This is a genomic window from Armatimonadota bacterium, from assembly GCA_036504095.1.
Taxonomy (GTDB): domain Bacteria; phylum Armatimonadota; class DTGP01; order JAKQQT01; family JAKQQT01; genus DASXUL01.
The window spans coordinates 83,362-106,661 of the sequence record DASXVS010000040.1 but is presented as its reverse complement, the minus strand read 5'-3'; the positions used below and the strand labels follow the sequence as shown (position 1 = coordinate 106,661).

General features: G+C 62.4%; 21 protein-coding genes. 7 read left to right on the top strand and 14 right to left on the bottom strand.

The window, feature by feature from the left end:
- Nucleotides 1–61 precede the first annotated feature (61 nt).
- The 12 genes from ruvC to VGM51_07645 form a co-directional block, all read right to left on the bottom strand.
- Complete coding sequence (ruvC, locus tag VGM51_07700; GenBank protein HEY3412925.1) at nucleotides 62–568, bottom strand: crossover junction endodeoxyribonuclease RuvC; 507 nt, start codon at nucleotides 566–568, stop codon at nucleotides 62–64.
- Between the two features lie 76 nt (nucleotides 569–644).
- Nucleotides 645–2,768 (bottom strand): PQQ-binding-like beta-propeller repeat protein, encoded by a 2,124-nt coding sequence (locus VGM51_07695; GenBank protein HEY3412924.1) that lies wholly within the window; start codon nucleotides 2,766–2,768, stop codon nucleotides 645–647.
- Between the two features lie 146 nt (nucleotides 2,769–2,914).
- On the bottom strand, nucleotides 2,915–4,216 hold the full coding sequence (gene hemL, locus VGM51_07690; protein HEY3412923.1) for a glutamate-1-semialdehyde 2,1-aminomutase: 1,302 nt from the start codon (nucleotides 4,214–4,216) through the stop codon (nucleotides 2,915–2,917).
- Nucleotides 4,213–5,166, bottom strand: a complete 954-nt coding sequence (locus VGM51_07685) for a UbiA-like polyprenyltransferase (protein HEY3412922.1) — start codon at nucleotides 5,164–5,166, stop codon at nucleotides 4,213–4,215. The genes hemL and VGM51_07685 overlap by 4 nt, the downstream gene beginning before the upstream one ends.
- A 28-nt stretch (nucleotides 5,167–5,194) precedes the next feature.
- The gene (locus VGM51_07680; GenBank protein ID HEY3412921.1) at nucleotides 5,195–5,806 is read right to left on the bottom strand and encodes a UbiX family flavin prenyltransferase; all 612 of its coding nucleotides are present in this window, start codon (nucleotides 5,804–5,806) and stop codon (nucleotides 5,195–5,197) included.
- Nucleotides 5,806–7,365 carry an L-aspartate oxidase gene (gene nadB, locus VGM51_07675; GenBank protein ID HEY3412920.1) on the bottom strand — a complete coding sequence of 520 codons (1,560 nt, stop codon included), beginning with the start codon at nucleotides 7,363–7,365 and terminating at the stop codon, nucleotides 5,806–5,808. Before nadB ends, VGM51_07680 begins: the two co-directional genes overlap by 1 nt.
- A gap of 84 nt (nucleotides 7,366–7,449) precedes the next feature.
- The gene (hemC, locus tag VGM51_07670; protein ID HEY3412919.1) at nucleotides 7,450–8,358 is read right to left on the bottom strand and encodes a hydroxymethylbilane synthase; all 909 of its coding nucleotides are present in this window, start codon (nucleotides 8,356–8,358) and stop codon (nucleotides 7,450–7,452) included.
- A 4-nt stretch (nucleotides 8,359–8,362) separates the two neighbouring features.
- Complete coding sequence (gene ccsA / locus VGM51_07665; protein HEY3412918.1) at nucleotides 8,363–9,187, bottom strand: cytochrome c biogenesis protein CcsA; 825 nt, start codon at nucleotides 9,185–9,187, stop codon at nucleotides 8,363–8,365.
- Nucleotides 9,184–10,524, bottom strand: coding sequence for a glutamyl-tRNA reductase (gene hemA / locus VGM51_07660; GenBank protein ID HEY3412917.1), 1,341 nt, complete (start codon nucleotides 10,522–10,524; stop codon nucleotides 9,184–9,186). The genes ccsA (VGM51_07665) and hemA overlap by 4 nt, the downstream gene beginning before the upstream one ends.
- 136 nt (nucleotides 10,525–10,660) lie before the next feature.
- Entirely contained in the window at nucleotides 10,661–11,284 is a 624-nt protein-coding gene (locus VGM51_07655; GenBank protein HEY3412916.1) for a bifunctional precorrin-2 dehydrogenase/sirohydrochlorin ferrochelatase, read from the bottom strand.
- Nucleotides 11,259–13,541 (bottom strand): cytochrome c biogenesis protein CcsA, encoded by a 2,283-nt coding sequence (ccsA, locus tag VGM51_07650; GenBank protein ID HEY3412915.1) that lies wholly within the window; start codon nucleotides 13,539–13,541, stop codon nucleotides 11,259–11,261. The genes VGM51_07655 and ccsA (VGM51_07650) overlap by 26 nt, the downstream gene beginning before the upstream one ends.
- Entirely contained in the window at nucleotides 13,538–13,909 is a 372-nt protein-coding gene (locus VGM51_07645; protein HEY3412914.1) for a cytochrome c maturation protein CcmE, read from the bottom strand. Before VGM51_07645 ends, ccsA (VGM51_07650) begins: the two co-directional genes overlap by 4 nt.
- Nucleotides 13,910–14,045: 136 nt before the next feature.
- Between VGM51_07645 and nadA the strand changes: the two genes are divergently transcribed.
- The gene (nadA, locus tag VGM51_07640; protein ID HEY3412913.1) at nucleotides 14,046–15,143 is read left to right on the top strand and encodes a quinolinate synthase NadA; all 1,098 of its coding nucleotides are present in this window, start codon (nucleotides 14,046–14,048) and stop codon (nucleotides 15,141–15,143) included.
- Nucleotides 15,144–15,206: 63 nt separating this feature from the next.
- Nucleotides 15,207–15,680 (top strand): GyrI-like domain-containing protein, encoded by a 474-nt coding sequence (locus VGM51_07635; protein ID HEY3412912.1) that lies wholly within the window; start codon nucleotides 15,207–15,209, stop codon nucleotides 15,678–15,680.
- 3 nt (nucleotides 15,681–15,683) lie between these two features.
- On the opposite strand, the gene VGM51_07630 is transcribed toward VGM51_07635, so the two are convergent.
- Together VGM51_07630 and VGM51_07625 are read right to left on the bottom strand one after the other, a co-directional pair.
- The gene (locus tag VGM51_07630) at nucleotides 15,684–16,874 is read right to left on the bottom strand and encodes an MFS transporter (GenBank protein ID HEY3412911.1); all 1,191 of its coding nucleotides are present in this window, start codon (nucleotides 16,872–16,874) and stop codon (nucleotides 15,684–15,686) included.
- 115 nt (nucleotides 16,875–16,989) lie between these two features.
- On the bottom strand, nucleotides 16,990–17,427 hold the full coding sequence (locus VGM51_07625) for a hypothetical protein (protein HEY3412910.1): 438 nt from the start codon (nucleotides 17,425–17,427) through the stop codon (nucleotides 16,990–16,992).
- 224 nt (nucleotides 17,428–17,651) lie between these two features.
- Between VGM51_07625 and VGM51_07620 the strand changes: the two genes are divergently transcribed.
- The 5 genes from VGM51_07620 to VGM51_07600 all read left to right on the top strand — a co-directional run bounded on the left by VGM51_07620 (nucleotide 17,652) and on the right by VGM51_07600 (nucleotide 23,297).
- A complete protein-coding gene (locus VGM51_07620; GenBank protein HEY3412909.1) occupies nucleotides 17,652–18,137 on the top strand; it encodes a TlpA disulfide reductase family protein in 486 nt (161 codons plus the stop codon).
- Nucleotides 18,138–18,273: 136 nt separating this feature from the next.
- Nucleotides 18,274–19,296, top strand: coding sequence for a pyruvate dehydrogenase (acetyl-transferring) E1 component subunit alpha (gene pdhA, locus VGM51_07615; protein HEY3412908.1), 1,023 nt, complete (start codon nucleotides 18,274–18,276; stop codon nucleotides 19,294–19,296).
- A gap of 55 nt (nucleotides 19,297–19,351) precedes the next feature.
- On the top strand, nucleotides 19,352–20,359 hold the full coding sequence (locus VGM51_07610; GenBank protein HEY3412907.1) for a pyruvate dehydrogenase complex E1 component subunit beta: 1,008 nt from the start codon (nucleotides 19,352–19,354) through the stop codon (nucleotides 20,357–20,359).
- 15 nt (nucleotides 20,360–20,374) lie between these two features.
- Entirely contained in the window at nucleotides 20,375–21,604 is a 1,230-nt protein-coding gene (locus VGM51_07605; protein HEY3412906.1) for a dihydrolipoamide acetyltransferase family protein, read from the top strand.
- A 31-nt stretch (nucleotides 21,605–21,635) separates the two neighbouring features.
- The gene (locus VGM51_07600; GenBank protein ID HEY3412905.1) at nucleotides 21,636–23,297 is read left to right on the top strand and encodes a hypothetical protein; all 1,662 of its coding nucleotides are present in this window, start codon (nucleotides 21,636–21,638) and stop codon (nucleotides 23,295–23,297) included.
- Nucleotides 23,298–23,300 lie beyond the last annotated feature (3 nt).

The following is a 23,300-nucleotide window of genomic DNA, read 5'->3' as shown; positions in this document are numbered from 1 at the left end:
TAACCGCTGCCCGGGAACGCAAAGAGGCACCTCGACCGATTGGCCGGGGTGCTTCTCGTCGCTAGCGCTTCCCCACGCGGCTGGGTTTGTACTCCGCCAGCTTGTAGGTGTGGGCATGGCAGATGGCGAGGGCGAGGGCGTCCGCCACATCGTCCGGCTTCGGGACCTCCGGCAATGAAAGGATCCGCTGGACCATGTACTGCACCTGCTTCTTGTCGGCGGCGCCATACCCCACGACGGCCATCTTGACCTGCATGGGGGTGTATTCGATGACCTCGATGCCGGCACGCGCCGCCGAAAGGATGAGGACGCCGGACGCGCGCCCGACGCTGAGCATCGTATTCACGTTGCGCCCGAAAAACAGGTGCTCGATGGCGACCGCGTCGGGCTTTGCACGCGCGATCAAGCCCTCCGCCTGCTCGAACACGTCCAGGAGACGAGCAGCGTCGGTCGGCCCCTTTTGCGTTTCCAGGGTGCCGAAATCCATCACCGTCAGCTTGCTCCCCTCGACGCGGAGGAGACCAAACCCGGTGATGGCAGTGCCGGGATCGAGGCCTAAAATGACCATCTGATTTCACCGATTTCACCACAAAGACACAAAGGCACGAAGACTAACTTTGTGTCTTTGTGCCTTTGTGGTTATCTCATTTCGCTGACGGGATCCGAATGGCTGTCAGTGTTCCATCCATGGACGGCTCGTACACGGTGTCCCCATCGACGGTCGGCCAGGCGAATGTGAGGCCCGCGCCGGTCTTGAAGCTCCAGAGCTTGCCGCCGGTGGCGGCATTGACGGCCTCTACGCCGCCGTACAGCGTGTTGCAGATGACCTGGCCGTTGTGCACGGTCGGGCGGCAATCGTAGGCGCCTTCACCCATCTGCGACCGCCACGCCACGGATCCGTCCTTCAGGTTCAGAGCGTGCAGTTCGCCCTCCAGCGTGCTCAGGTAAACGCGCTCGCCATCGCTTGTGGGCGACGCGTAGGAACAGGCGCCGGCCTCCGGCGTGAATCCCCAGAGCGTGTCGCCCGTCTTCGCGTCCAGGCAATATACGTTGGGGTTGACCTTGTCGGACGCAGGCTTCGAGGCGCAGGTGATGATCTTGCCATCGATAACGATCGGGGAGTTGACTGCCGGGGCAAAGAAGATGCTGGTGCCGATCTTCTTCTTCCACTTCAGATCGCCAGTTTTCGCGTCGATGGCGTAGAAGTAGTTATCCCAGGCGCCGCAGTAGATCATGCCGTCCGCATACGCCGGCTTCGACTGGGTATGCATCCCCATCTCATAGGCCCAACGCTGGTTGCCCGTCGCAGCGTCCAGCGCGTAGAGCTTGTGGTCGCCAGAGCCAACGAACACGGCGCCGTCGGCAACGAGCGTGTGTCCCTGGATGGGCCCGCCGGTAGCGACTGACCAGATCCACTTTCCGGTCTTTTTGTTCACGGCGTAGATCTTCTGATCCGTGCTGCCGAAGTACACCGCTTTGCCGTCCACATCGGGCCGGCCGATGATCGCGCCCTTCGTGGCGAACGTCCAGCGCTTCTTCAGCGTAGCCTTGTCCAGGTTGTACAGCACGCCATCCCAACCGCCGGCGTAGACGGAAGTGTCGTCCACCGCGCACGGACCTTGCAGTGCCGTGCCGGCGTCAAAGACCGAGGCTTTGAGGGACAACCAAGGGTCAATGTCACCAACCTTATACCCAGTCACGACCGGCATGCTGATTGTCCTCAGCCAAACGCCTCCATCACTGTCAACGGCGCGGACAGCGAGGGTATGTTTGCCTGGCACACGCGATTCTTCCTCTTCGAATGTGTAACTCCCGTCGTCACCCAACTTAATCGGTTTCCAGTTTTTGTCGTCTGGGCGTTGATGATGATCCATCAGTTCCTCGATACGAGCAACCTTTGGCCCTTTCGACGTGACGGTCACTTTATACGTATAGAAGGGCGGGTCGGTGTCGACAATCATGTCAGGCTTAATAGTGATTGACACTCTGGGGGTGACCAGTGGCAGCGTGGCGATGAGCTTCTTACCCTCACCGTTGAGCTTGTCGTAGACCTTGATGTCGTCCTTGGTGAACTCGTACAGGCTGTAGCCGCCGTTCTCGTTCATCATGCCCTTCGTCATGTGGCAGAAGACGCCGTTCACGGTCCACGACTTGAAGATGTGGCCGTGGCCGTTCAGAAACAGGCGCACATTGTACGGGGCAATGGCGTCCCACAGTTCGACATCGCCGGTGATGTACAGGCCATCCGGGTACATCGGCGACTGGTGGCAGAACAGCACGGCGGGCGTGCCCTTGGGGTCCTTCTTGAGCTCACTCACAATCCACCGGCGCGTGTCACCGCTGACGGCGCCGTGATGCTCCAGCCAGATGGCCGCGTTGAACCCGATGAAGCGGACCCCATTGTGCAGGAACGAGATGTTGGAACTCCCGAAGTGCTGGTTGAAGCGATTGACGCTCATGTCCGCCCAGCGCGTCTCGTGATTGCCGCACGTGTTCTTGAACGGCATCTTCGCGTCCTTGATGTCGGCCTCGTACAGCTTGAAGTCCGCTTCGGAGCCCATTTCGGTCATATCACCGGTATGGATGGCGAAGGCCGGACGCGGCTCCATCGCGTTGAGCTCGGCGACCGCCGCCTTCAGATTGGCATCGTGCGCCGGAGTCCCGGTCGTAATGTGGGTGTCCGAAATGTGGGCGAACGTGAAGGGGGTGACCTCCGCGATTGCGGCGGAGGCGCAGCAGGCAAGCAGAAGGATAGTGAGGGTCTTCAAAGTTGTCTCCAATGGTAATGTATTGGTTTGGCTCCACCGACTGAAGTCGGCGGCTGTTGAACCCCAAAGTCGTCTGAAGCCGACTGCGGATCAACCGGTTTCATCCGGTTCGGTTTGACAGTCGTCCGCACGGATGGAGTCTACGATCAGGATGCCTCACGTGTCAGTGCCGCCATACTTGATTTGCAGGCGGCTTCAAAGAACGACATTTCCTCGTCGCCGTGCGCCAGCGACAGGAAGAACGCCTCAAACTGGCTCGGCGGCAGGTATACGCCCCGGTCGAGCATGGCGTGGAAGAACGTCGCATACCGGGCGGTGTCACTTTGCTTGGCGGATGCGAAATCCGTGACGGGCTGATTTGTGAAGAAGCACGTCAACATCGACCCGCAGCGGTTGACCGTCACCGGCACGCCCGCAGCCCTGGCTGAAGAGAGCAGGGCGGCTTCGGCACGCTCCCCTGCCGAGTCCAGGAACGCGTAGGCATCCGGGTGCGCCTTCATCGCGGCCAACTGCGCCCGGCCGGCCGCCACTGCCACGGGATTTCCGCTGAGCGTTCCGGCCTGGTATACGGGACCGGCGGGCGACACACAGTTCATCACGTCGCGTCGTCCGCCGTACGCGGCCAAGGGGAATCCGCCGCCGATGATCTTGCCCATCGTCGTAATATCCGGTGTGATCCCTAAGAGCGCCTGAGCACCGCCGGCGGCAACGCGGAATCCGGTCATCACCTCGTCCAGGATCAGCATGGCTCCGGACCGGGTGCAAAGGTCACGCAGCGTCTCCAGAAAGCCGGGCTCGGGAAGCACGGTTCCCATGTTGCCGGCAACCGGTTCGACGATGACCGCCGCGATCTCCGAGCCGTACTCGGCGAAGACCTTCTCCACCGCCGCAGCGTCGTTATACGGTACGAGCAACGTGTCCGCCGCCGCGGCCTTCGTCACGCCCGGCGATGATGGAAGGCCGAACGTCGCCAGGCCCGAACCGGCGGACGCCAGCAGGGCGTCCACGTGGCCGTGGTAGCAGCCTTCGAACTTGACCAGCTTGTCCCGCCCTGTGAACCCGCGCGCTAGGCGGATGGCGGACAGAACGGCCTCGGTCCCGCTGTTCACGAGGCGCACCATCTCGACCGACGGCACCCATTCGACAATCTCCCGTGCGAAGGAGACTTCCGCCTCCGTGGGCGCGCCAAAGGAACTGCCATCAGCCACCGCGGCCTGTGCCGCCTTCACCACGGCCGGATAAGCGTGGCCGAGAATCAGCGGGCCCCAGGACCCAACACAATCGAGATAGCGGTTTCCATCAACGTCCCACATCCAGGCGCCCTGTCCGCGCGCCATGAATCGCGGCGTGCCGCCCACTCCGCCGAACGCGCGCACGGGGCTGTTCACGCCGCCCGGGATGAGGCCAACCGCCTCTGCCATCAGTTCGCTGGATATTGTTGTGTTCATCTTTGTGCCATCAGCAGTGGGAGGTTAACGGCCGCGGCCGTGAAGGCCAGCATGCCGATGCTCAGAATGCCGTTTACCGTGAAGAACGCCGCGTTCACGTTCGTGAAATCGCGGGCGCTTACGAGAGAGTGCTCATATGCGAGGAGTATCGTGGACAGCGCCGCGCCAACGGCGTAGATCGGCCCCAGCCCTGCCACGATGCCGAACGCGAAAAGCAGGCCGGCGCTTAGAAGGTGCATCACCCGCGACGCCATGAGGGCTTTCGCCGGGCCCCATCGAGACGGAATGGAGTGGAGGCCTTCGGATTTGTCGTGCTCGATGTCCTGAAGGGAGTAGATGACATCGAATCCCGCAACCCAGAGCACAACCGACGCGGAAAGCACGACGGATGGGAAGCCGATGGCGCTGGTGACGGCCACCCAGGCGCCGACCGGAGCCACGCCGAGCGCCAGACCCAGCAAGGCGTGCGACCATTTGGTGAAGCGCTTCGAAAGGGAGTAGCCCCAGATCACCGCCAACGCCAGCGGCGACAGCTCCAGCGCCAGCGAGTTGAGGCGCCAGGCGGCGACGACGAAAAGGGCTGTCATCACCAGGAGGAAGACCCAGGCTTCGACGACAGAAACCGTTCCGGCTGGCAGAGCGCGGGCCGATGTGCGGGGGTTACGGGCGTCAATCGCCCGATCCACGATGCGGTTGAACGTCATGGCGCTGGAACGGGCCCCAATCATGGCGAGGACGATCCAGCCAAGGGTGCCCCAACCGGGGCGGCCGTGAGACGCCACAAGCATGCTCATCAGCGCGAAAGGCATGGCAAAGACCGTGTGCTGGAATTTTATCATCTCCAGCAACACGCCCACTTTGCCCAGCGGAGGGTGTTGTGGAGAAGCGGCTTGCATCGAGGATGAGTATAGCAGGGGTCTGCGCCGGGTGATGGTGTTCGAACCTTTCATCACACGGCAGTCAAACTGGGGTATCGTGTCACCGCAACTCGCCGGACCACCTGGAGGCATCGGGGACGTTCAGGCCAAGGTGATCCACGATGCGGTACACCACCGAATCGACGAGGTCGTCGATCGACTTCGGCAACTGGTAGAAGCCCGGCATGGCCGGCATGATGGTGGCGCCGGCCTCTGCCAGCGCCGTGAGGTGCCGCAAATGCAGGAGGTGCAAAGGGGATTCGCGCGGCACGAGGATGAGCTGGCGCCGCTCCTTGAGGGCAACGTCGGCGCCCCTTGCGATGAGGTCTTCCGAGTAGCCCGATGCGATGACGCCGGCCTTGCTCATGCTGCACGGCACGATGACCATCGCGTCGCACACGGCGCTGCCGCTGGCGAAGGGGGCATTCAAGTCGGCGGGGTGCCAGAAATGAAGGTTGTCCGGCCGGCGCCCGAGCAGCGGCTCGGGGTCGAACGCCTTGAGGCTGAGGTCGAGTCCGAGTTCGTAGTTCAACACCTGGAGGCCGCGCCGGCTCATCGTGAGATGGACCGCCTGCACCTGCGGGAGGATCAGCTCCAGCAGCCGTTTGGCGTAGAGGGCGCCCGTCGCGCCGGTGACCGCCACTACCACGGATTCCGCCCGCGGCCTCGACATCAGAGCGCTTCCCTGGCCGGATCGAGAACGCTGTCGTGGCGTTCCGATTCTACGCGCTCGGGATGATCGGTGTTGTAGTGCAGCCCCCGGCTTTCCTTGCGGTGGGATGCACACTTCACGATCAGCGCGGCTGTCTCGGCCATGTTGCGGAGTTCGATCAACGCGCCACTCGGACGGCACCGCGCCACCATCGCCTCGGCCTCTTCCAGAATGCCGCCCACGACGCACGAAGCTCCCGCAAGTCCCGCATCCGTCCGCACGATCCCAACCCTGGCCCACATCTCCTCGCGAAGACGGCGCGTCAGGTCCTCTACCCCGTTCGAGTCCTCATCACCGAACGCTTTGTAGCGGAGTTCATCTGCCTTCACGGGTTTCAGCGTGGCGATGTCCGCCGCGGCGCGCTCACTGAAGACCACCGCCTCGAGCAATGAGTTGCTGGCCAGGCGGTTTGCCCCGTGGACACCTGTGCACGAGACTTCGCCGCTGGCGTAAAGGCGGGGGATGTTTGTTCGTCCGGCGAGATCCGTGACCACGCCACCGCAGCTGTAGTGCGCGGCCGGGACAACCGGAATCCACTGCGTGGCGGGGTCGATTCCAAATTGGCGGCACGTTGCGACGATGTGCGGGAACCGCTCCTCCAGCCGCGCCGCACCGAGATGGGTCACATCGAGGTAGGCGCAAGCCTCGCTGCGCTTCTTCACCTCGGCGTCGATGGCCCGCGCCACGATGTCGCGCGGCGCCAGGCTGGCGAGGCGGTGGTATTTCTCCATAAAGGTCGAACCATCGCTCAGCTTCAGGATTCCGCCTTCGCCGCGCACGGCCTCGCTGATGAGGAACGACTGAGCGTCGGGATGGTAGAGGGTAGTGGGGTGAAACTGGATAAACTCGAGGTTCGCGAGCACGGCGCCGGCGCGCCAGCCTATCGCCACGCCATCACCGGTCGCGATCGCCGGGTTGGTCGTATGCGGATAAACCTGCCCAACGCCCCCGCTGGCGAGAACGGTGGCCTTTGCCTGATAGACACTGCTTTCGCGCGTACGGCGGTTCAAGGCGGCGGCGCCACGGCACTCTCCATCGCTAATCAGGAGGTCCAGCGCCAGGTGGTTTTCGAGGACCGTTATACGGGGATGGAGCCGGACCGCAGTCAGCAGGGCGCGCTCGACCTCGCGGCCGGTCAAATCCTTGGCGTGAACGATGCGGCGCCTGGAGTGCCCGCCTTCACGGCCGAGTGCCAGTGTTTCGCCCTTTTCGCCGGGAATGGTCGTGAAGTGGGCGCCAAAATCGATGAGTTCGCGGATGCGATCAGGCCCCTCGCGCACCAGGACGTCCACCGCGTCTTCGTGGCACAGGCCTGCGCCCGCCTCCAGCGTATCGTCCAGATGGAGACGAGGGGCGTCATCCGCGGCCAGCACGCCGGCGATCCCGCCCTGAGCGTAGTTGGTGTTGGACTCGGACTCTTCCTTCTTCGTGAGGACGATCACGTCGCCGTGGTCCGCCGCCTTCAACGCGGCCCATAGCCCGGCGATTCCCGATCCGATAACGAGTGTGTTGCAGTTCATAGTAAGGTATAGGGTGTACGGTATAGGGTGTTGGGTTTGGGGTTTGGGGTGCCGTATCCGAACCTAGACCCCAAACCCTACACCCTAAAAGAGCGGTCTCATTTTGCGGGCGAGTTTTCGTCCGGCCCACTCGGCCTCCTCCGAACGCGCGTTGAACCGATCGCGAGAGCCATTGGAACCGTCTTCGTCCGCGACAAAGGCCTGGAACTCCATATTGTGGCCCGCAACCTCGGCATATGCGGCAATTGGATTGTGGCATCCGCCGCCGAGGGCCTCAAGATAGGCACGTTCGGCCGTCACGGCGTGCCTGGTCGCCCAGTGGTCCAGCTCATTGAGCCAGCCGAGCGTTTCCATGTCGTTGTCCCGCGCCTGAATTGCCAGAGCCCCCTGGCCCGGCGCCGGCAGCATCACGCTGAACGGAAGATAGGCCGTGATCTCGTCCGTCCTATTGAGGCGATGCAGCCCCGCGGCGGCCAACAGGATAGCGTCATACTGCCCCTCATGCAGTTTGCGGAGGCGCGTGTCCACATTTCCGCGGATATCGGCAACGTTGAGATCGGGCCGCACGCGCAGCAACTGCGCCTGCCGTCGGAGCGACGAAGTTCCAACCGTGGCGCCCTCGGGAAGCGCCGCAAGGACCGCGGCGCCATCGTCGGACCGCGCCACCCCGTTCACCACAATCGCGTCCCGCGCGTCCTCGCGCTCAGGAATGGCGGCGATGGTGAGACCCGGAGGCATTTCGGTCGGCAGGTCTTTCAAACTGTGGACCGCACAGTCGAGGATACCGTCCAGCAGCGCCCGTTCGATCTCGCGCGTAAACAGCCCCTTGTCGTCAAACGCAGTCAGGGGGCGATCGAGCACGACATCGCCCTGGGTTGTGATGACCTCGATGTCGACGACGGCATCCGGGTGCGCTTCGCGAAAGCGCCGGGCAACCCAATCCGTCTGAGTGCGCGCCAACAGGCTGCCGCGTGTGCCAATCGTCAATCTCATATCGCTAACCGTGTTGTCCCGGCAGAATGGGGCGCACTACCAGCAAGGTGAACACCGCGAGTGTGAAGCCGATGATAAGGAAATACATGTTGCCTCTGCCGCGCGACCCCTTCACGCCTCTGATGTAGAGGTAGCCGGCGTACACTGCCCAGGTCGCGATGGTAGCGAGCACGATCGGCTCCATGTACCAATTGCCCTTCCACACGCCGCTGGCGGCCCAGACGAACCCCAGAAGCAAGCCCAGCGTGAGCATCGAGAAGCCGAAAGCCGCAAAGGTGTTGGCGAGGTGCTCGATATCGGTCAGTGAAAGCGCTCCGGGCCGCGTCGTGCGCAGTGTATGGCGCTTCAGGCGTCGTTCCTGAACCATGTATAGCAGCGCCAGGCAGAAAGCAAGCGCAAAACAGCCGAACGCGGCGACGATGGAACCTACGTGCGCCGACATCGGGTCCCGGTACAATGACGGCATGAGCGGGTGGATTCCACCGAACAACGGCAGGGTGTCCGCCATCACCATCGCCAATGCTGCAACCGGCATGGCCGGTACGCCCAGCGTGGCCGTGTGAAGGCGCCACTCCACGACGAGAGTCAAGAGAACGATCACCCAGGCAACGGTCATTACGGCGCCGCGCAATTCCACATATGGAGGAAGGCCCAACGTGAGGCTGCGATGTGCGATGCCGGCCGTCTGAAAGAGCCACCCCACCAGCGCGGCGATCTGTGCCGGACGGGCGCCGCGCTTCCCATTCAGTAAAACGGGAACGTGGTAGAGCCCGGCGCTCACGAAATAGAGAACCAGTGCGATTGTGAAGGAGATCTGTCCGAAGTTCATCGCGTTTGTCCCACCGGCACCTCGGGCTCCGTTGGGAGCGGCTCCGGCTCGATTATCTCTACAGTGGGCAGAGGCGATGCAGTACCGGACAGTTCCAGCCCGAAGACGTCGACCAACGCTTGCAGGGCCCCGGCCGTTCCGGATTCATCGGAGGACCTCATGAAGCGCCACGGGTCGTGCAGCATTTTTTTGACCATCGCCCTCGTCATCTGGTCCACGGCGTCGCGCTCGTCCGGGGTCAAACCCTCCAGGCGCCGCCGTGTGCGCTCCATTTCCGCCTGGCGGATGTCCTCGAACCGACGCTGCAACTCGGTGAGCACCGGCACCACCTGCAGGGATCCCACCCACTGCATGTACGATGCCACCTCCTGCTCAACGATCTGCTCCACCAGATGGATTTCGTCCCGCCGGGTTTCCACATTCTGGCTGACGAGGTCCTGAAGGTTGTCCAGATTGTACAGGAAGACGTTGTCCAGATCGGCGACCGACGGTTCGACGTCGCGCGGAATGGCGAGATCGATCAAGAACACCGGGCGGCCCCGGCGGCGCGCGGCCGCCTGACGGGCCACATCCCGGGTGATGATGGCATGCGGCGCCGCGGTGCTGCAGACAACTACGTCCGCGCGTTCCATCTTTTCGGGGAACTGATCGTACCGCACGGCCTGTCCGCCCAGAACCGTCGCAAGGGCTTCCGCGCGTTCGAAGGTCCGGTTGGCAACCGTAACGAAAGAAACCCCGAACTTCACCATCAGGCGCGCTGTCATTTCCGCGGTTTCACCGGCGCCGAGAAGCAATACGGTGCGACCTTTCAGGTCACCAAAAATCTGCCTCGCCAGTTCCACCGCCACATGGCTGACCGAGACGGCCCCGCGCGCGATGTCCGTTTCGGTTCGAACACGCCGGCCGCACGAGATGGCCTGGTCGAACAGGCGTCGAAGGACCGGCCCCGCGCCCGATTCCTCATTGGCGAAGCGGGCTGCTTCGCGCACCTGGCCGAGGATTTGCCCTTCGCCAAGCACCATGCTGTCAACGCCCGATGCAACGCGGAACAGATGCCGGACCATGGCCTCGTCCAGGTATGAATAGAGGTGGTCCCTCGCCTCGGCGCCGTGCTCACCGTGACACAGGATGTCCGCCAGCAGCTCTTCGTCCCGCGATTCGCTGACGACATACAACTCAGTCCGATTGCACGTGGAGATGATGGCTGCTTCGCGCACGCTGGAAATCCGGCGGATCGCCATGAGGGCTTCGGGGATGCGCGCGGGTGTGAGCGCCACCAGTTCCCGGACGGCAACCGGCGCGGTCTTATGGCTCAACCCCAGCACGATCAGATGCATTGGCTACTCCAATACGCCGCTGCCGGCCCGACACGGAAGTACCGGTCTGAAGGGCCATCGGCCAATCGTCCTCCGGACGAGGGATTCGGGCGGCCGTTGCTTGACCTGCGTCGCGAAGTGCCGAATGAAGTCTGCATTAGAGTACCTGCCAAGCCAGTTCCTCCGCTTCGGCGGCTCGCCCTTCCCGCAGCATTTCCAGAACGCCGGCGTCCATGAGGCGCGCCAGCAGGTCGTTTCTGGGAGCCTCTTCGGGATACCTGCGCTTGACCTCCGGCCTCAGGCGGCCGAGGAGGTCGTTCAAAGCTCGCCACTCTTCGCCATACTCTTCTCCGAGGCGGGATTTGAGGCGCTTCGCCAGCGCAGGACTGTTGCCTGAACTACTGATCGCGATGGTCAGATCCCCCCGGTCCACGATGCTGGGAACGATGAAGTTGCACAGCGGGGGAACGTCAACCACATTGCACAACTGGCTGTTGCGGCTCGCTTCCGCGAAGACCGCGGTATTGACGGCGTTTTCGTCAGTCGCCGCATAGGTGCAGAACGCGCCGGAAAGGTCACCCGCCTGGTATGTGCGGGCGATCCACGAAATGCGCCCGTTATCGACGGCTTCCCGGAGGCCTGGTGTAATCTCAGGCGATACCACGGTCACGAGGGCGCCGCATTCAAGCAGCGTGCCTACTTTGCGTTCGGCGATGTGACCACCGCCCACAACCACAGCCCTCTTGCCGTTCAGATCAATGAAGATTGGATAATACCGCATGCTCAGCCGGCCGTTCTATGAGAACGGCTGTTTCCACCACCCGTTTTCTGTCTTTCGCTCGCCGCCTCACCGAGATGAGGCCACCCGCGACGGTCGTGACCATTCCGAGCCACGTCAACCAGATGAGGGGCTTGACCGTTACATCCACGATAGCATATGCGGCAGTCATGGTGGAGTTTGGCCCGGCAAGGTCGAACACAACGCCATTCTGAAAATCGTTGTCCGGGCTGATATTGATCCTCGAACCGCCCGGTAATCCGACAATTGTGCCTCGTGACGTCTGGAAGTTGATCTCCGGGCTCACCGGCGCGTGAACCTTGCCGCGAATCGCCAGCAGGTTCGCCCTCATCCCGAAATCCGGCGAACCCGGCTGGCCAATTTGATCGACGCCGGCGAAATAGAGCTTCAGCGGGCCGAACACATAGATCTGCCCCCGCTTCAAGGTGATCGGCATCGTCTGGAGACCGCCGGGGTCGAACTGCACCGGCGCCACGTAAAGATCGTGATGCCAGTTGCTATGGATGCCGGGCGAGGTCATCTGCATGCCATTGCGGTCCTGCGACATGAATGGACGCACCTCGAAGGCTCTTCCCGGCTGCGAGGCCCCGGTCACGCGCAACGGGATCACAACCTTCTGCGGATTGGGGCTTTCGCCGCGATCGAGCAACTGGAACGAGTACCCATCGGCGAAAGCCGGCTTTCCCATGGCGACCGTCAACCGTCTGGTGGTTGAGTATACAGATGAGCAGACCACACCGACCAGAAGCACGCCGAAACCGATGTGCGCCAGGTAGCCCCCCGATGACGCCACGCCGCCGGTGCGGATGACGCGCACGAGGAGCATCACGTTCAGCGTGGCTGCCAGCACGCCGCCGAACGCCAGACCTGTCGCCGCCACAATCTGAGGCGGTTGCAGGCCGGGTATGCCACGAGCGGCTAACAGCGCGGCGGCGCTCGCGAGGAGGCCGGCGATCAGCGGGATGGCTATCCTGCGGCGAAGGTCGGCCACCGAGATGCCGTTGCGAGCGGCAAGCGGATAGACGGCCACCATCAGCGCCATTAGAAAGCCGATCGGCGCCATCGTCCAATTGTAGAAGGCCGGCGGAGCGGAATACGGCTTTTTCGCAAACCAGCCTGTGATGATGGGGGTGCTCGTCCCGACAGCCACCATCACGGCCGCGATCATGGTCACGACCACGCTCAGATAGAACCCGAACTCCCGGGAGGACAGCGAGTCGTACAGTTTGGGAGCGGGTATCCGCGCAAACCGGGCCAGGTACCACACCGACCCCAGGAATACGAAGAAGAGGAGCGACGCCAGAAGGAACCACGAGTGTTTCATCTCGGAGAACGAGTGGTTGCTGAACTGGGTGAGGACTCCGCTCCGAGTCAGGTAACTGGCGTACATCACCGCGATGAAGCCGGTGATCGCCAGGCCGATGTTCATCCGCTGGCCGGCAGCGTTTGCGCCGCGTTGGAGGTAAAGCCCGTGCAAGAGCGCGATCCCGCAGAGCATCGGCACGAAGGACGCGTTCTCAACGGGGTCCCAGCCCCAGAATCCCCCCCACCCCAGCGTGCGATAGGCCCAGTGGCCGCCCATGCTCAGCGCCAGGGCGAGGACTGTCGCGCCCATAATCGCCCACGGCGCCGCGGCGCGGATCCAGTCGCGGTAGTCTTTCCGCCACAGCGCTCCCATCGCGAAGGCGAACGGCACCGCCATCAGGGCATAGCCCAGGAACAGCGTCGGGGGGTGGATTGCCATCCAGTAATCCTGCAACAGCGGGTTGAGACCGTTGCCGTCAAGGCGCGGCGCCGCGCTGACCTTGAACGGGTTGATCATCGCCACCATGGCCAGGATGAAAGCATACGTCAGCCCGTAGAACGGCATCACGCTGGCCTCATCCTTGCCCGCTTTCCGGTAAAGGATCAGGCCCAACACGCCGGTCCACATCCCCCACAGAAGGAACGATCCCTCCTGCCCCGCCCAGAACGAACTCACGCGGAAGATGAGCGGAAGGTCGCGGGAACTGTTGTGGAAGACGTAGTCGACCTCGTAATGCCTGTTCACGAAGAACGACATCAGGTAGATTGATGCCAGCCCGGTCATCAGCGCGGCCATCCGGAAGCCGTGCCGGCCCCATTCCCTGAAAGTATCCGACTTTTGCCCGGATGTGATTTCGGAGACAACATATGCGGCGCTGCCACCCAGCACGGACAGAAGCGCCGCCACTATGAACGCATACCCTAGCGTGGTCACGCTTTCTTCTCTCCCTGATACTTCGACGGGCATTTGATGAGGAGCGTGGAAGCCTCAAAATGGTCTCCACTCCATTGACCAGTAGCCACGCAGTGGGTGGCTTGAGCCATATTGCCCGGTCGCACGCCCCGGTAGGCAACGACCATCGTGTTATTCTTCAGATCCGTGAGCGGGAAGGTGATCTCGGCGGACTTCCTGTCGTATTTGAGGTGCGCCTGGTCGATGGCGCCGTAGACCTGCACGACGTCCTGGCTCGTCTTAGCCTCCGAAACGGTAACGTACGGCGTCACCGTTTTCTTGAACGCAACGGCGCCCAATGCGGCAAAGCCGAGAATCAGGAACAGGCCAATTACGGTGGACTTACTCAAGTGCTAACCCTCCCCATGCGGTCCGTTTATGACACTGATAACTATATCACGATGCGCACGCACGAAGCGCCGGGAATTCGTGTTTCGTCCGAGCACACCGGCGCTCCGCCGAGTTAACCCGCGCTATCATGGGACTATGTTGAACCTGCTATACCAACGGCCCCTGGGGCCTGAATATACGACCCTTTCAGAAGGCGATACCTTGTCCCGCATCGCTCAGGCCAAAGGCGAACTGGGGCCGGACCTTCTAATTCTCGGCCACCACTATCAGCGCGACGAGGTGATCCGATTCGCGGACTACCGCGGTGACTCCTTCAAACTCGCCCGCGAAGCGTCAACGCGCCCCGAGGCCCGGCATATTGTGTTCTGCGGCGTCCATTTTATGGCCGAGTCCGCGGACATCCTGAAGCCAGGCGACCAGGACGTCATCCTTCCCAACCTCTCGGCCGGCTGCTCCATGGCCGATATGGCGGATATCGACCAGGTCAACGACTGCTGGAATCAGATCGTTCCGATTCTCGACGAAGACATCCTCCCGATCACGTATGTGAACAGCACCGCCAGCCTCAAGGCCTTCGTCGGCGGGAACGGCGGCACCGTCTGCACATCCTCGAACGCTCAGGCCGCGATTCGGTGGGCGCTCAACCGCAAAGATCGGGTACTGTTCTTCCCCGACCAGCATCTCGGACGTAACAGCGGCGTCGCGTTGGGCTATACCCCAGACCAGATGGTGGTTTGGGATCCGAACGAGCCCTTGGGCGGCCTTGAGCCCGATGCCATCCGCGCCGCAAAATTCATCCTGTGGAAAGGCCACTGCTCGGTGCACGGCCGCTTCACGACTAAGCAGATTGCCCTCGCGCGCTCCATCCACCCGGAGGTCCGGATTGTCGTCCACCCGGAGTGTCCCCTGGATGTCGTACAAGCTTCAGATGCCAACGGTTCCACTGAGTTCATCGTGAAGTTCATTCGGGAAGCATCTGCCGGAAGCGTCATCGGAGTGGGAACCGAGATCAACCTGGTCAACCGCCTCGCCTGCGAGCACCCGGACAAGACCATCTTCTGCCTCGATCCGGTTGTCTGCCCGTGCAGCACGATGTACCGCATCCACCCCAGTTTTCTGCTGTGGGTGCTGGACAACCTGATGGCCGGCAAGGTCGTGAACCGCATCAGCGTGCCTGAACCAACGCGGTCCGCCGCCAAACTGGCGCTGGACCGGATGCTTGAGATAACATAGTCGACAGAAACGTGGATTGCGCGCCCCGGTCGGGTATAGGTTCTCCTGAGGGAGGGTCATTGAATGCCGTACGAGATTCGTGTTCAGCAGGTTGAATCACAGGTTTTCGCGGGCGCAAGCGAGAGGGTTGCGCCCTCACAGATTCCCGCGAGAATCATACCGCTCCTGGATAAGGTCTGGGCATTTCTGAAGGGCAGCGATCTTCAAAGCCAGGGCCTCAACGTGGCGGTATACCTGAACGTAGACGACCACGGCAAATCGCTTCCGGCTGGCCAGGTCTTGATGCAGGCAGGCGTCCTCATGCCTGGGACGTTCACCGAAGAGGGCGAAGTCAGGCAGTTGGAAACGCCCGGTGGGCGAACGGCGTCAACCACTCACGTCGGCCCGTACGACCGAATGGGTGACGCGCACAGCGCCATCGTTGAATGGTGCGCGGCCAACGGATGCGACTTGCAGGGCACGAACTGGGAAGTCTACGGACACTGGATCGATGATCCGGCTCAACTCCGGACGGATGTCTTTTATCTCCTCAAGTGACGGCTAATCCGTCACGCTCACAGCCCGGCCACGGGGCAGCCATCGCGTCGCGACCAGCGAGACCATCGCAATGCCCACTCCCACCCAGAACGGAATCTGATAGTTCTGGAAGTGGTTCCAGAGCCACGCCCCGCCCAGGGGAACCGTCACGGCCGCGATATGATTCATCGTTGTCCCCATAGCGAGACAAGGGGTGAGCTCATCCGTCCGCACGATGCGGTGCAGGTACGTAGTGAATCCAACGCTGAAGGTGAAGAGGACGTTGTCTATCAGATACAGCGTGAACAGCATCGCCAGCGAGCGCGTGATGGCATAGCCGGCGAACACGATGATCAGGCCGATGGCATACCAGGTCAGAGGCCCGCGTTCGCCGTGACGGTCGATCAGGCGTCCCATCCTCGGGGCGGTGAGCGAGATCAGGATGGAGTTGACGAACGCTAGCAGGAGCATCACCGAAAGCGAGACGTGATACTGCTTGATCAGCGCGAACGAAGCGAAGATGGAGAATATCTGGCGCCGGCACCCCTCGAGAAAGACCAGCAGATAGTAGAGGCGATACTCCCTCCGGACAACCAGCCGGGCCCTCGGCGCACCCTCGGCGTGCGTTGAGAGCCGCATGCAGAGAAATGCCGCCGTACCGATGGACAATCCCGCCAGCGCAAAGTAGAGGTGGTACGGCAATTTTGGCAGGAAATGGGACACCAGCCACGCCAGACCCAGGGCCACGAGGGTGGATGCCGAGCCGACGGCGGACATGCGCCCCAGATGCCTGCCGCCCTCCCTTCCCTTCGCCAGTGCCAGCGTGATGGCGGGGGAAACCGACGAGTACAGGTGGAATCCGATGGACCAGAAGACCGAGATCGCCACGAGGCCGGCGTATCCGGGCATGAAACCGGTAACGCCCACGCCAACCGCAGTGATCAGGAGGCCCAGGCCCGCCACGCGCGATTCGGCCAGCATAACAACCGTGCCGGCCGTCAGCGCCGCCAGCAGGCCCGGCACCTCGCGCATCGACTCCAGTTTCCCCAACTGCCAGGGGGTGCCGTGAAGGGAGTTCCCGAAGAAATTCTGGAACACGCCGTTATACACGGCGAATCCGAAACCAAAGAGGAACGTCAGCAGCGTGAACAGCCGCCAGTCCCGTTGAAGCGTCTCCGGCATAGCCCGGTCGCCGACTGTGAGGGTTTGGCTCATACACACAGTCTGGCAGGTCGAGCCAAATCGTAGCGAGGAGGATCTGCGGAGGGAGGGTTAAGCGCTGTGGACGAATTCCGCTCTTTCGCCCCAGCGCTCAACCCTCACCGCATAGTTACAGTTTCACGTCAATCACGCCGGTCACACCCACGCCGCGCACGCGGCTGGGCTTATCGGTGGGGTTGGTGGTATCAACAGGGACCAGTGCCTTGATCCGGAAATTGGACAACTTGCCCTCAAGCTGCGCCACGGCTTTCACCTTGGAAACCGCCAGTCTCGGCCCCGCTACCTGGACCGCGCCAAGGTAGACACCTTTGCCCGCGCTGATGATGGGCACAACCTTCGTAACTTCCAGGTTGTCGTCCTTCATCCCGGTCATCTTGTTGACAAAATCGTTCACCTGGGGCCCGAACTTCGAGACGGCCAGCGCGATACCTCCGCCTTCCAGAATTCGCCCCAGGGGGTTGCCCGCCTGGGTGGCAATCGGCGCAACAGCCGTCGTGAATGCCAAAAACGATAACGCGACGATTGTCCTGGTGTTGGGTCGTTTCATACTTAACTCCTCTTCTTTCCTCGAAATTGCCCGGCGCGCGGCGCGTCCATTCATCGTCGATCGGTCGCCGCTGGACTCTCAAGTCCCACTGTTTATGTCGATGCCAGGAAGGGTTAAGTTCCTTTGCTTCGGTCCCATAGCGGGTATTTGGCTATATTTGAGGTTGTTGTATCCGGCATCGCGGGATTTGCCGGCATCACATCTGCGCACGAGGGAGGGGCAAAATGGCAGTGCTTGAACCGGGAACGATGGCGCCGCATTTTGCATTGAATAGGTTGGAAAATGAAACGCCGGCCAGGGTCACGTTTGACCGCCTGACTTTGCTTGTGTTTTTCAAGGTCACGTGTCCAACGTGCCAACTGGGTGTGCCCTGCCTGGACAAACTGAAATTGTACGACTCGGCGGAGTTTGAGGCCGTCGCCATCGCGGAAGACCCGCCGGAGGCGATCCATGATTTCCAGCGTAAGTTCGGCGTATCAATGGAGACGCTCACGGAGCCTCCGCCATATGAAACGTCCGAGGCTTACGGCCTGACAAACGTCCCAACGGTGCTCTTAATCGAACGGGGCGGCACGATCGCGCAGGCGATTGTGGGATTCAATAGGCAGGCCTATAATGATCTGTCCCGCAGTATCGCGGAGCGGGTTGGCGCCGCGCCCGTGTTGCTGTGCCCGGCGGACGATGGAGCGCCGGCATTTAAGCCCGGATGAGGCTCGCGCAATGCGGCCCAGGCTGGGCCGCTTCCAGGGCCGGTGATTCAATCACCGTGACAGAATGCTAGTGTAACCGATGACAATGGATGGCGCACTTGCCGGATCCCGGCACGCCCCCAAGGAGATATCTACGATGCCAAGACGTGGCGCCGCTGCCCTGAAGGAAGCACCTGCTTCCGGTGGCGCAAGCGATGAAGCCCCCTTCAGCAACGACCAGTTGGTGGACGTATACCGCAAAGTGCTGGCCGCAAGACGGTTTGAAGAGCGGGCCGCGCAGGCGTATACACAGGCGAAGATCGGTGGATATTGCCACCTGTACATCGGCCAGGAGGCGTCGGGCGCGGGGTTCCTCTCTTCCATCCGCCTCGGTTGGGACTATGCCATCACCGCGTATCGCGACCACGTTGCGCCGTTGTTCATGGGAACGCCTGCCGGGCCGTTGATGGCCGAGCTGTACGGCAAAGCCACCGGAGTTTCGGGCGGCAAGGGCGGCAGCATGCACATGTACGACGCCCCCCGCGGATTTATGGGCGGATGGGGCATCGTGGGCGGACAAATCCCGATCGCGATCGGCCTGGCTTACGCATCCAAGTACCGCAACGAGGACCGCGTCACATTGTGCTTCATCGGTGACGGCGCCGCCCCGATCGGAGCGTTCCACGAATCGTTGAACCTGGCGGGAATCCTCGACCTCCCCATCGTTTTCATTATTGAAAATAACGCCTACGCCATGGGAACCGCCCTCAAGTACACCAATTCCCGAACGGACCTGCATATGTACGGGGAAGCTTACGGGATGGACCACCGCGCAGTGGATGGAATGGACCTTTTCGCGGTCCGCCGGTGCGCTGTTGACGTCATCGAGAAGGCCCGCCAGGGGCGCCCGCAATTGGTTGAATCGATCACATACCGTTTTCGCGGGCACAGTATGGCGGATGCCGGGCAGTACCGGACCAAGGAAGAAGTTCAGGAATGGCGCGACCGCGATCCTCTGGAGTGGCTAGAGGGCTACCTCAAGGAGCACGGGATACTCACCGAGGACCAGATCGGTCACATCAATGATGAAGTGCGCCACGAGATGAAAGAAGCGGTGGACTTCGCAGAGAACAGTCCCGCGCCGGAAGCGGGCGCTCTTTACGAAAACGTCTATGCATGAGCATTCAGCATACAGGGGGGACCCGACTGCTGATTACTGATTACTGAGACCTTTTATGCCAGTTATTCAATACCGCGAGGCGCTGCGCGCCGCGATGCGCGAGGAGATGGAGCGGGATGACCGCGTGTGCCTGATCGGTGAAGAGGTGGGCGGCTATAACGGCGCCTACCGTATTTCCGAAGGCCTGATGGACCAGTTCGGCCGCATGCGCGTGCTGGACACACCCATCGCCGAGGAAGGCTTCACCGGGATGGCGCTGGGCGCCGCGATGGTCGGCCTCCGGCCCATCGTGGAGTACATGACGTGGAATTTCAGCCTCGTTGCGTACGACATGATCATCAACCACGTGGCCAAGGCGCGTTACATGTCCAACGCCCAGTTTGGAGCGCCGATGGTGCTCCGCGGGCCACAGGGTGGCGGGCAGCAACTCACCGCGCAGCACAGCCAGTGCGTGGAGTCCTGGTACATGCATTGTCCGGGGCTCTATGTGGTCTCCGCCGCTACCCCGGCCGATGCGAAAGGGCTGCTCAAGAGCGCGATACGGAACGACAACCCGGTGATATTTCTGGAGCACCTGGGGCTCTACAATATGAAGGGTGAAGTGCCGGATGGCCCGGACCTGCTCGTCCCCATCGGCGTGGCGGACATCAAGCGCCCCGGTCAGGACGTCACACTCCTGACGTACAGCAAGATGCTCTATCCCGCGCTGGAGGCCGCCAAGGCGTTGGAAGCGGACGAGATCAGCGTGGAAGTCATTGATCTGCGCAGCCTCCGACCGCTCGACCTGGATACCATCCTGAAGAGCGTGGCGAAGACACATCGAGCCGTAGTCGTCACCGAGGATTGGCAGCCATCAGGCATGGCAAGAGAACTCAGCGGGCTCATATACCAGCATGGCTTCGACGACCTGGACGCGCCTGTGGAAGAGGTATGCGGCGCGCCGGTGCCGATGCCGTACGCCAGGAATCTCGAGCAACTGGCCATCCCTGACGTAGAAGCTATCAAATCCGCTGTTCACCGCACTTTGGCCCGCCCCGGGGAGTTGGCCCCGCTCTATCGCTGAAATTCGGGAGTTTCCATGGCAATTATTACGATGCCCAAAATGGGCGACACGATGAACGAAGGCACTATTGTCACCTGGATCAAGAAGGAAGGCGACATGGTGAAGGAGGGCGATGTCATCGCGGAGATCGAGACGGAGAAAGCCGCCATCGAGATCGAGGCGTTCGAAAGCGGGATCCTCACCAAGGTCATCGTCCACGAAGGCGAGACGGTGCCTGTCGGGGCGCCGATCGCACAGATCGGCGACGATGCCGGCCAGCCCGCCGAGGCCGTGGCGCCACAGGCCGCGGCGGAGGCGTCCGCTCCGATCGCGCCGGCCCCGATGCAGGCGCCTCCGTTGATTCTGCCCCCCGCACCGAACAAGGCTCGTGTGATCGCGTCCCCCCTCGCCAAGCGCATCGCCAAGGAAAACGATATCGACCTTCGCCTCATCCGCGGAACCGGACCCGGCGACCGCATCGTGGCCGAGGACGTGGAAGCGTGGATCAAGAGCCGCGCCGGCAAGGCGGCTCCGAAGTCCGCGCAGGCGCCTGCGCAAGCTCCCGTACCCGCCGGAGATGTCTGGACCTCCGGAAAGCCAGCCAGCAAAATGCGGCAGGTGATCGCGCGGCGGCTGACGGAAAGCAAGCAGCAGGTTCCGCATTTTTACGCAACGATGGACATCAACATGGGTCCGGCGATGGAGCTTCGGACACAGTTGAACACCCGCGGCGATGAATTCGTGAAACTCAGCCCTAACGACCTCGTTCTGAAAGCGGTGGCGGACGCCCTCCGCAGCGAATCCACGATGCGCGTGTCCTTCGGCGGAGAGTCGGTTCTCACCACGGAGCGCGTCAACCTCGGAGTCGCCGTGGCGCTGCCGGACGGGCTGATTGTTCCGGTGATTCGCGATGCTGACGCCCTGAGCCTCAACGCGATCGCGACGCAGGTCCGATCGCTTGCGGAGCGGGCGCGCGCCGGCAAACTGCTGCCCGATGATTACGCCGGCGGGACCTTTACAGTGACAAACCTCGGGATGTTCGGGGTCGAGGACTTCAGCGCCATCATCAACCCTCCCGAGCCAGGGATCCTCGCCGTCAGCGCGGTTGCGGATGTGCCCGTCGTCGAGAATGGAGAAATCGCCGTCGGAACCCGGATGAAGGTCACGCTCAGCGCCGATCACCGGGTGGTGGATGGCGCGGTGGGCGCGCGCTTCCTTCAGGAAGTGAAGCGCCGCCTGGAAAGCCCGCTGCTTCTCCTCCAATAGGACAGAGAGCGACGATTGAGGAGGTAGCCCCGTGAACGAGATGCTCCGATGGGCGGGCACGTGCGCGATCCTGCTCCTTGCGCTCTCGGCGCCGGCCGCGGCGGCGCCGGACCCTCCGGTTGGACGCACCGGCAAGGCGATTGGCGCTGGCCGGTTAGGCGTTGAATTGGACGGAATCGGCGACGGAAATCGCGCTAAGCCGTTCGTCGATCTTGCCCGGACACTCCGGCCGTGGACCCGCGCCGACGGTTCCGGCCCGGCCCCAGTGGATACGCACGGCTGGCCAACGTCTGACGCTGAGACCGTCCTCTTTGACGTGCGGCCCGCCTACACCTGGGCGCCGCCGGCGGACGATCCCGACCGCTTCATGCCTGACTGGAGCGGCGTCTACGCCCTGTCGTTCAAGGGGAGCGCCGTGCTCAAGACGGTTGAGGACACGAGCGTTCAAATCCGCCGCCTCCACTACGACCCTTCCGCGAACACCACGACCGGCGAGATCGTGGTACCGAAGGGCGCGGGGCTGCTGATCCTCTCTTTCACCCAGACCAGGCGCGGCCCGTCGAGTCCCTCCGGCAGCGGGATCGCCGGCCTCCGCGTCATCCGTCCGGGCTACCGACCGGACACCCGCAAGACGTTCACAGACGAGTTTATCAGATCGTTGAAGCCGTTTTCGGTCCTCCGGTTCATGGATTGGCTCGACACCAACCACAACCCCGGCTACTACGGCGACGCCGGGCACCACGTGCTGAATTGGGCCGACCGCCGGCTGCCGACAGACGCGACGCAGCAGTCGGACAGCGGAAGATATGGCGTTGCGTGGGAATCTGTGATCGAACTGGCCAACGAGACGGGAAAGGACCTGTGGATCAACATCCCGGTGGCCGCCACCGACGACTACGTGACCAAGCTCGCCCGCTTGCTCAAGGGAAGCCTCAATGCGAGGCTCAATGTCTACGTTGAGGACAGCAACGAAGTCTGGAATTACGGCTTCCCGCAGTACATATACAACAAGCTCGCGGCGATCGACGAGGTGAAACGGGGCGGTTCGATTTTGACCGCCGGCGGGTCGGCCGACGAGGAGATCTGGGCGCGGCGCCGCCACGCCAAACGGCTCATTGAAATCGCGCGCATTTGCGAAAAGGCCTTCGGCGCCGGCAGCCTGAACCATCGCATCCGGCCGGTCTACGCCTCGTGGGTCATCAACCCGCATGCGTACTTCGCCGACGTGCTCAAGTGGGTGTCCGATACCTACGGGCCGCCGAAGCAGTTTTTCTATGCCGTGGCCGGCGCGGCTTATTTCAACGCGGAAAAGGCGGGGTCGGACGGAGACGTGTCATCCATCCTGGCCGCCATGCGCGCAAGCTCTGATGAACAGGCCAAGTTCCGGCGGGCGATCCAGCGCATCGCGGATCAGTACGGACTGAAGCATTTCCAGTATGAAGTCGGGCCGGACACGGGCGGCGGCAGCACGGTGAACATCGCCAACCGCATCCGGGCCAACCGGGACCCGCGCATGCGCGACCTCATCCTGCACGATGCGCGGGACAACTGGTTCGCGGACGGAGGCGGCCTCTATATGTACTTCAGCCACTGCGGGGTCTACAGCCGCCACGGTTGCTGGGGCCTCAGCGAGGACATCGCGGATTTGGCTACTCCCAAGTGGAAGGCAGTCCACGCCCTCGCGGGGCGGTAATGC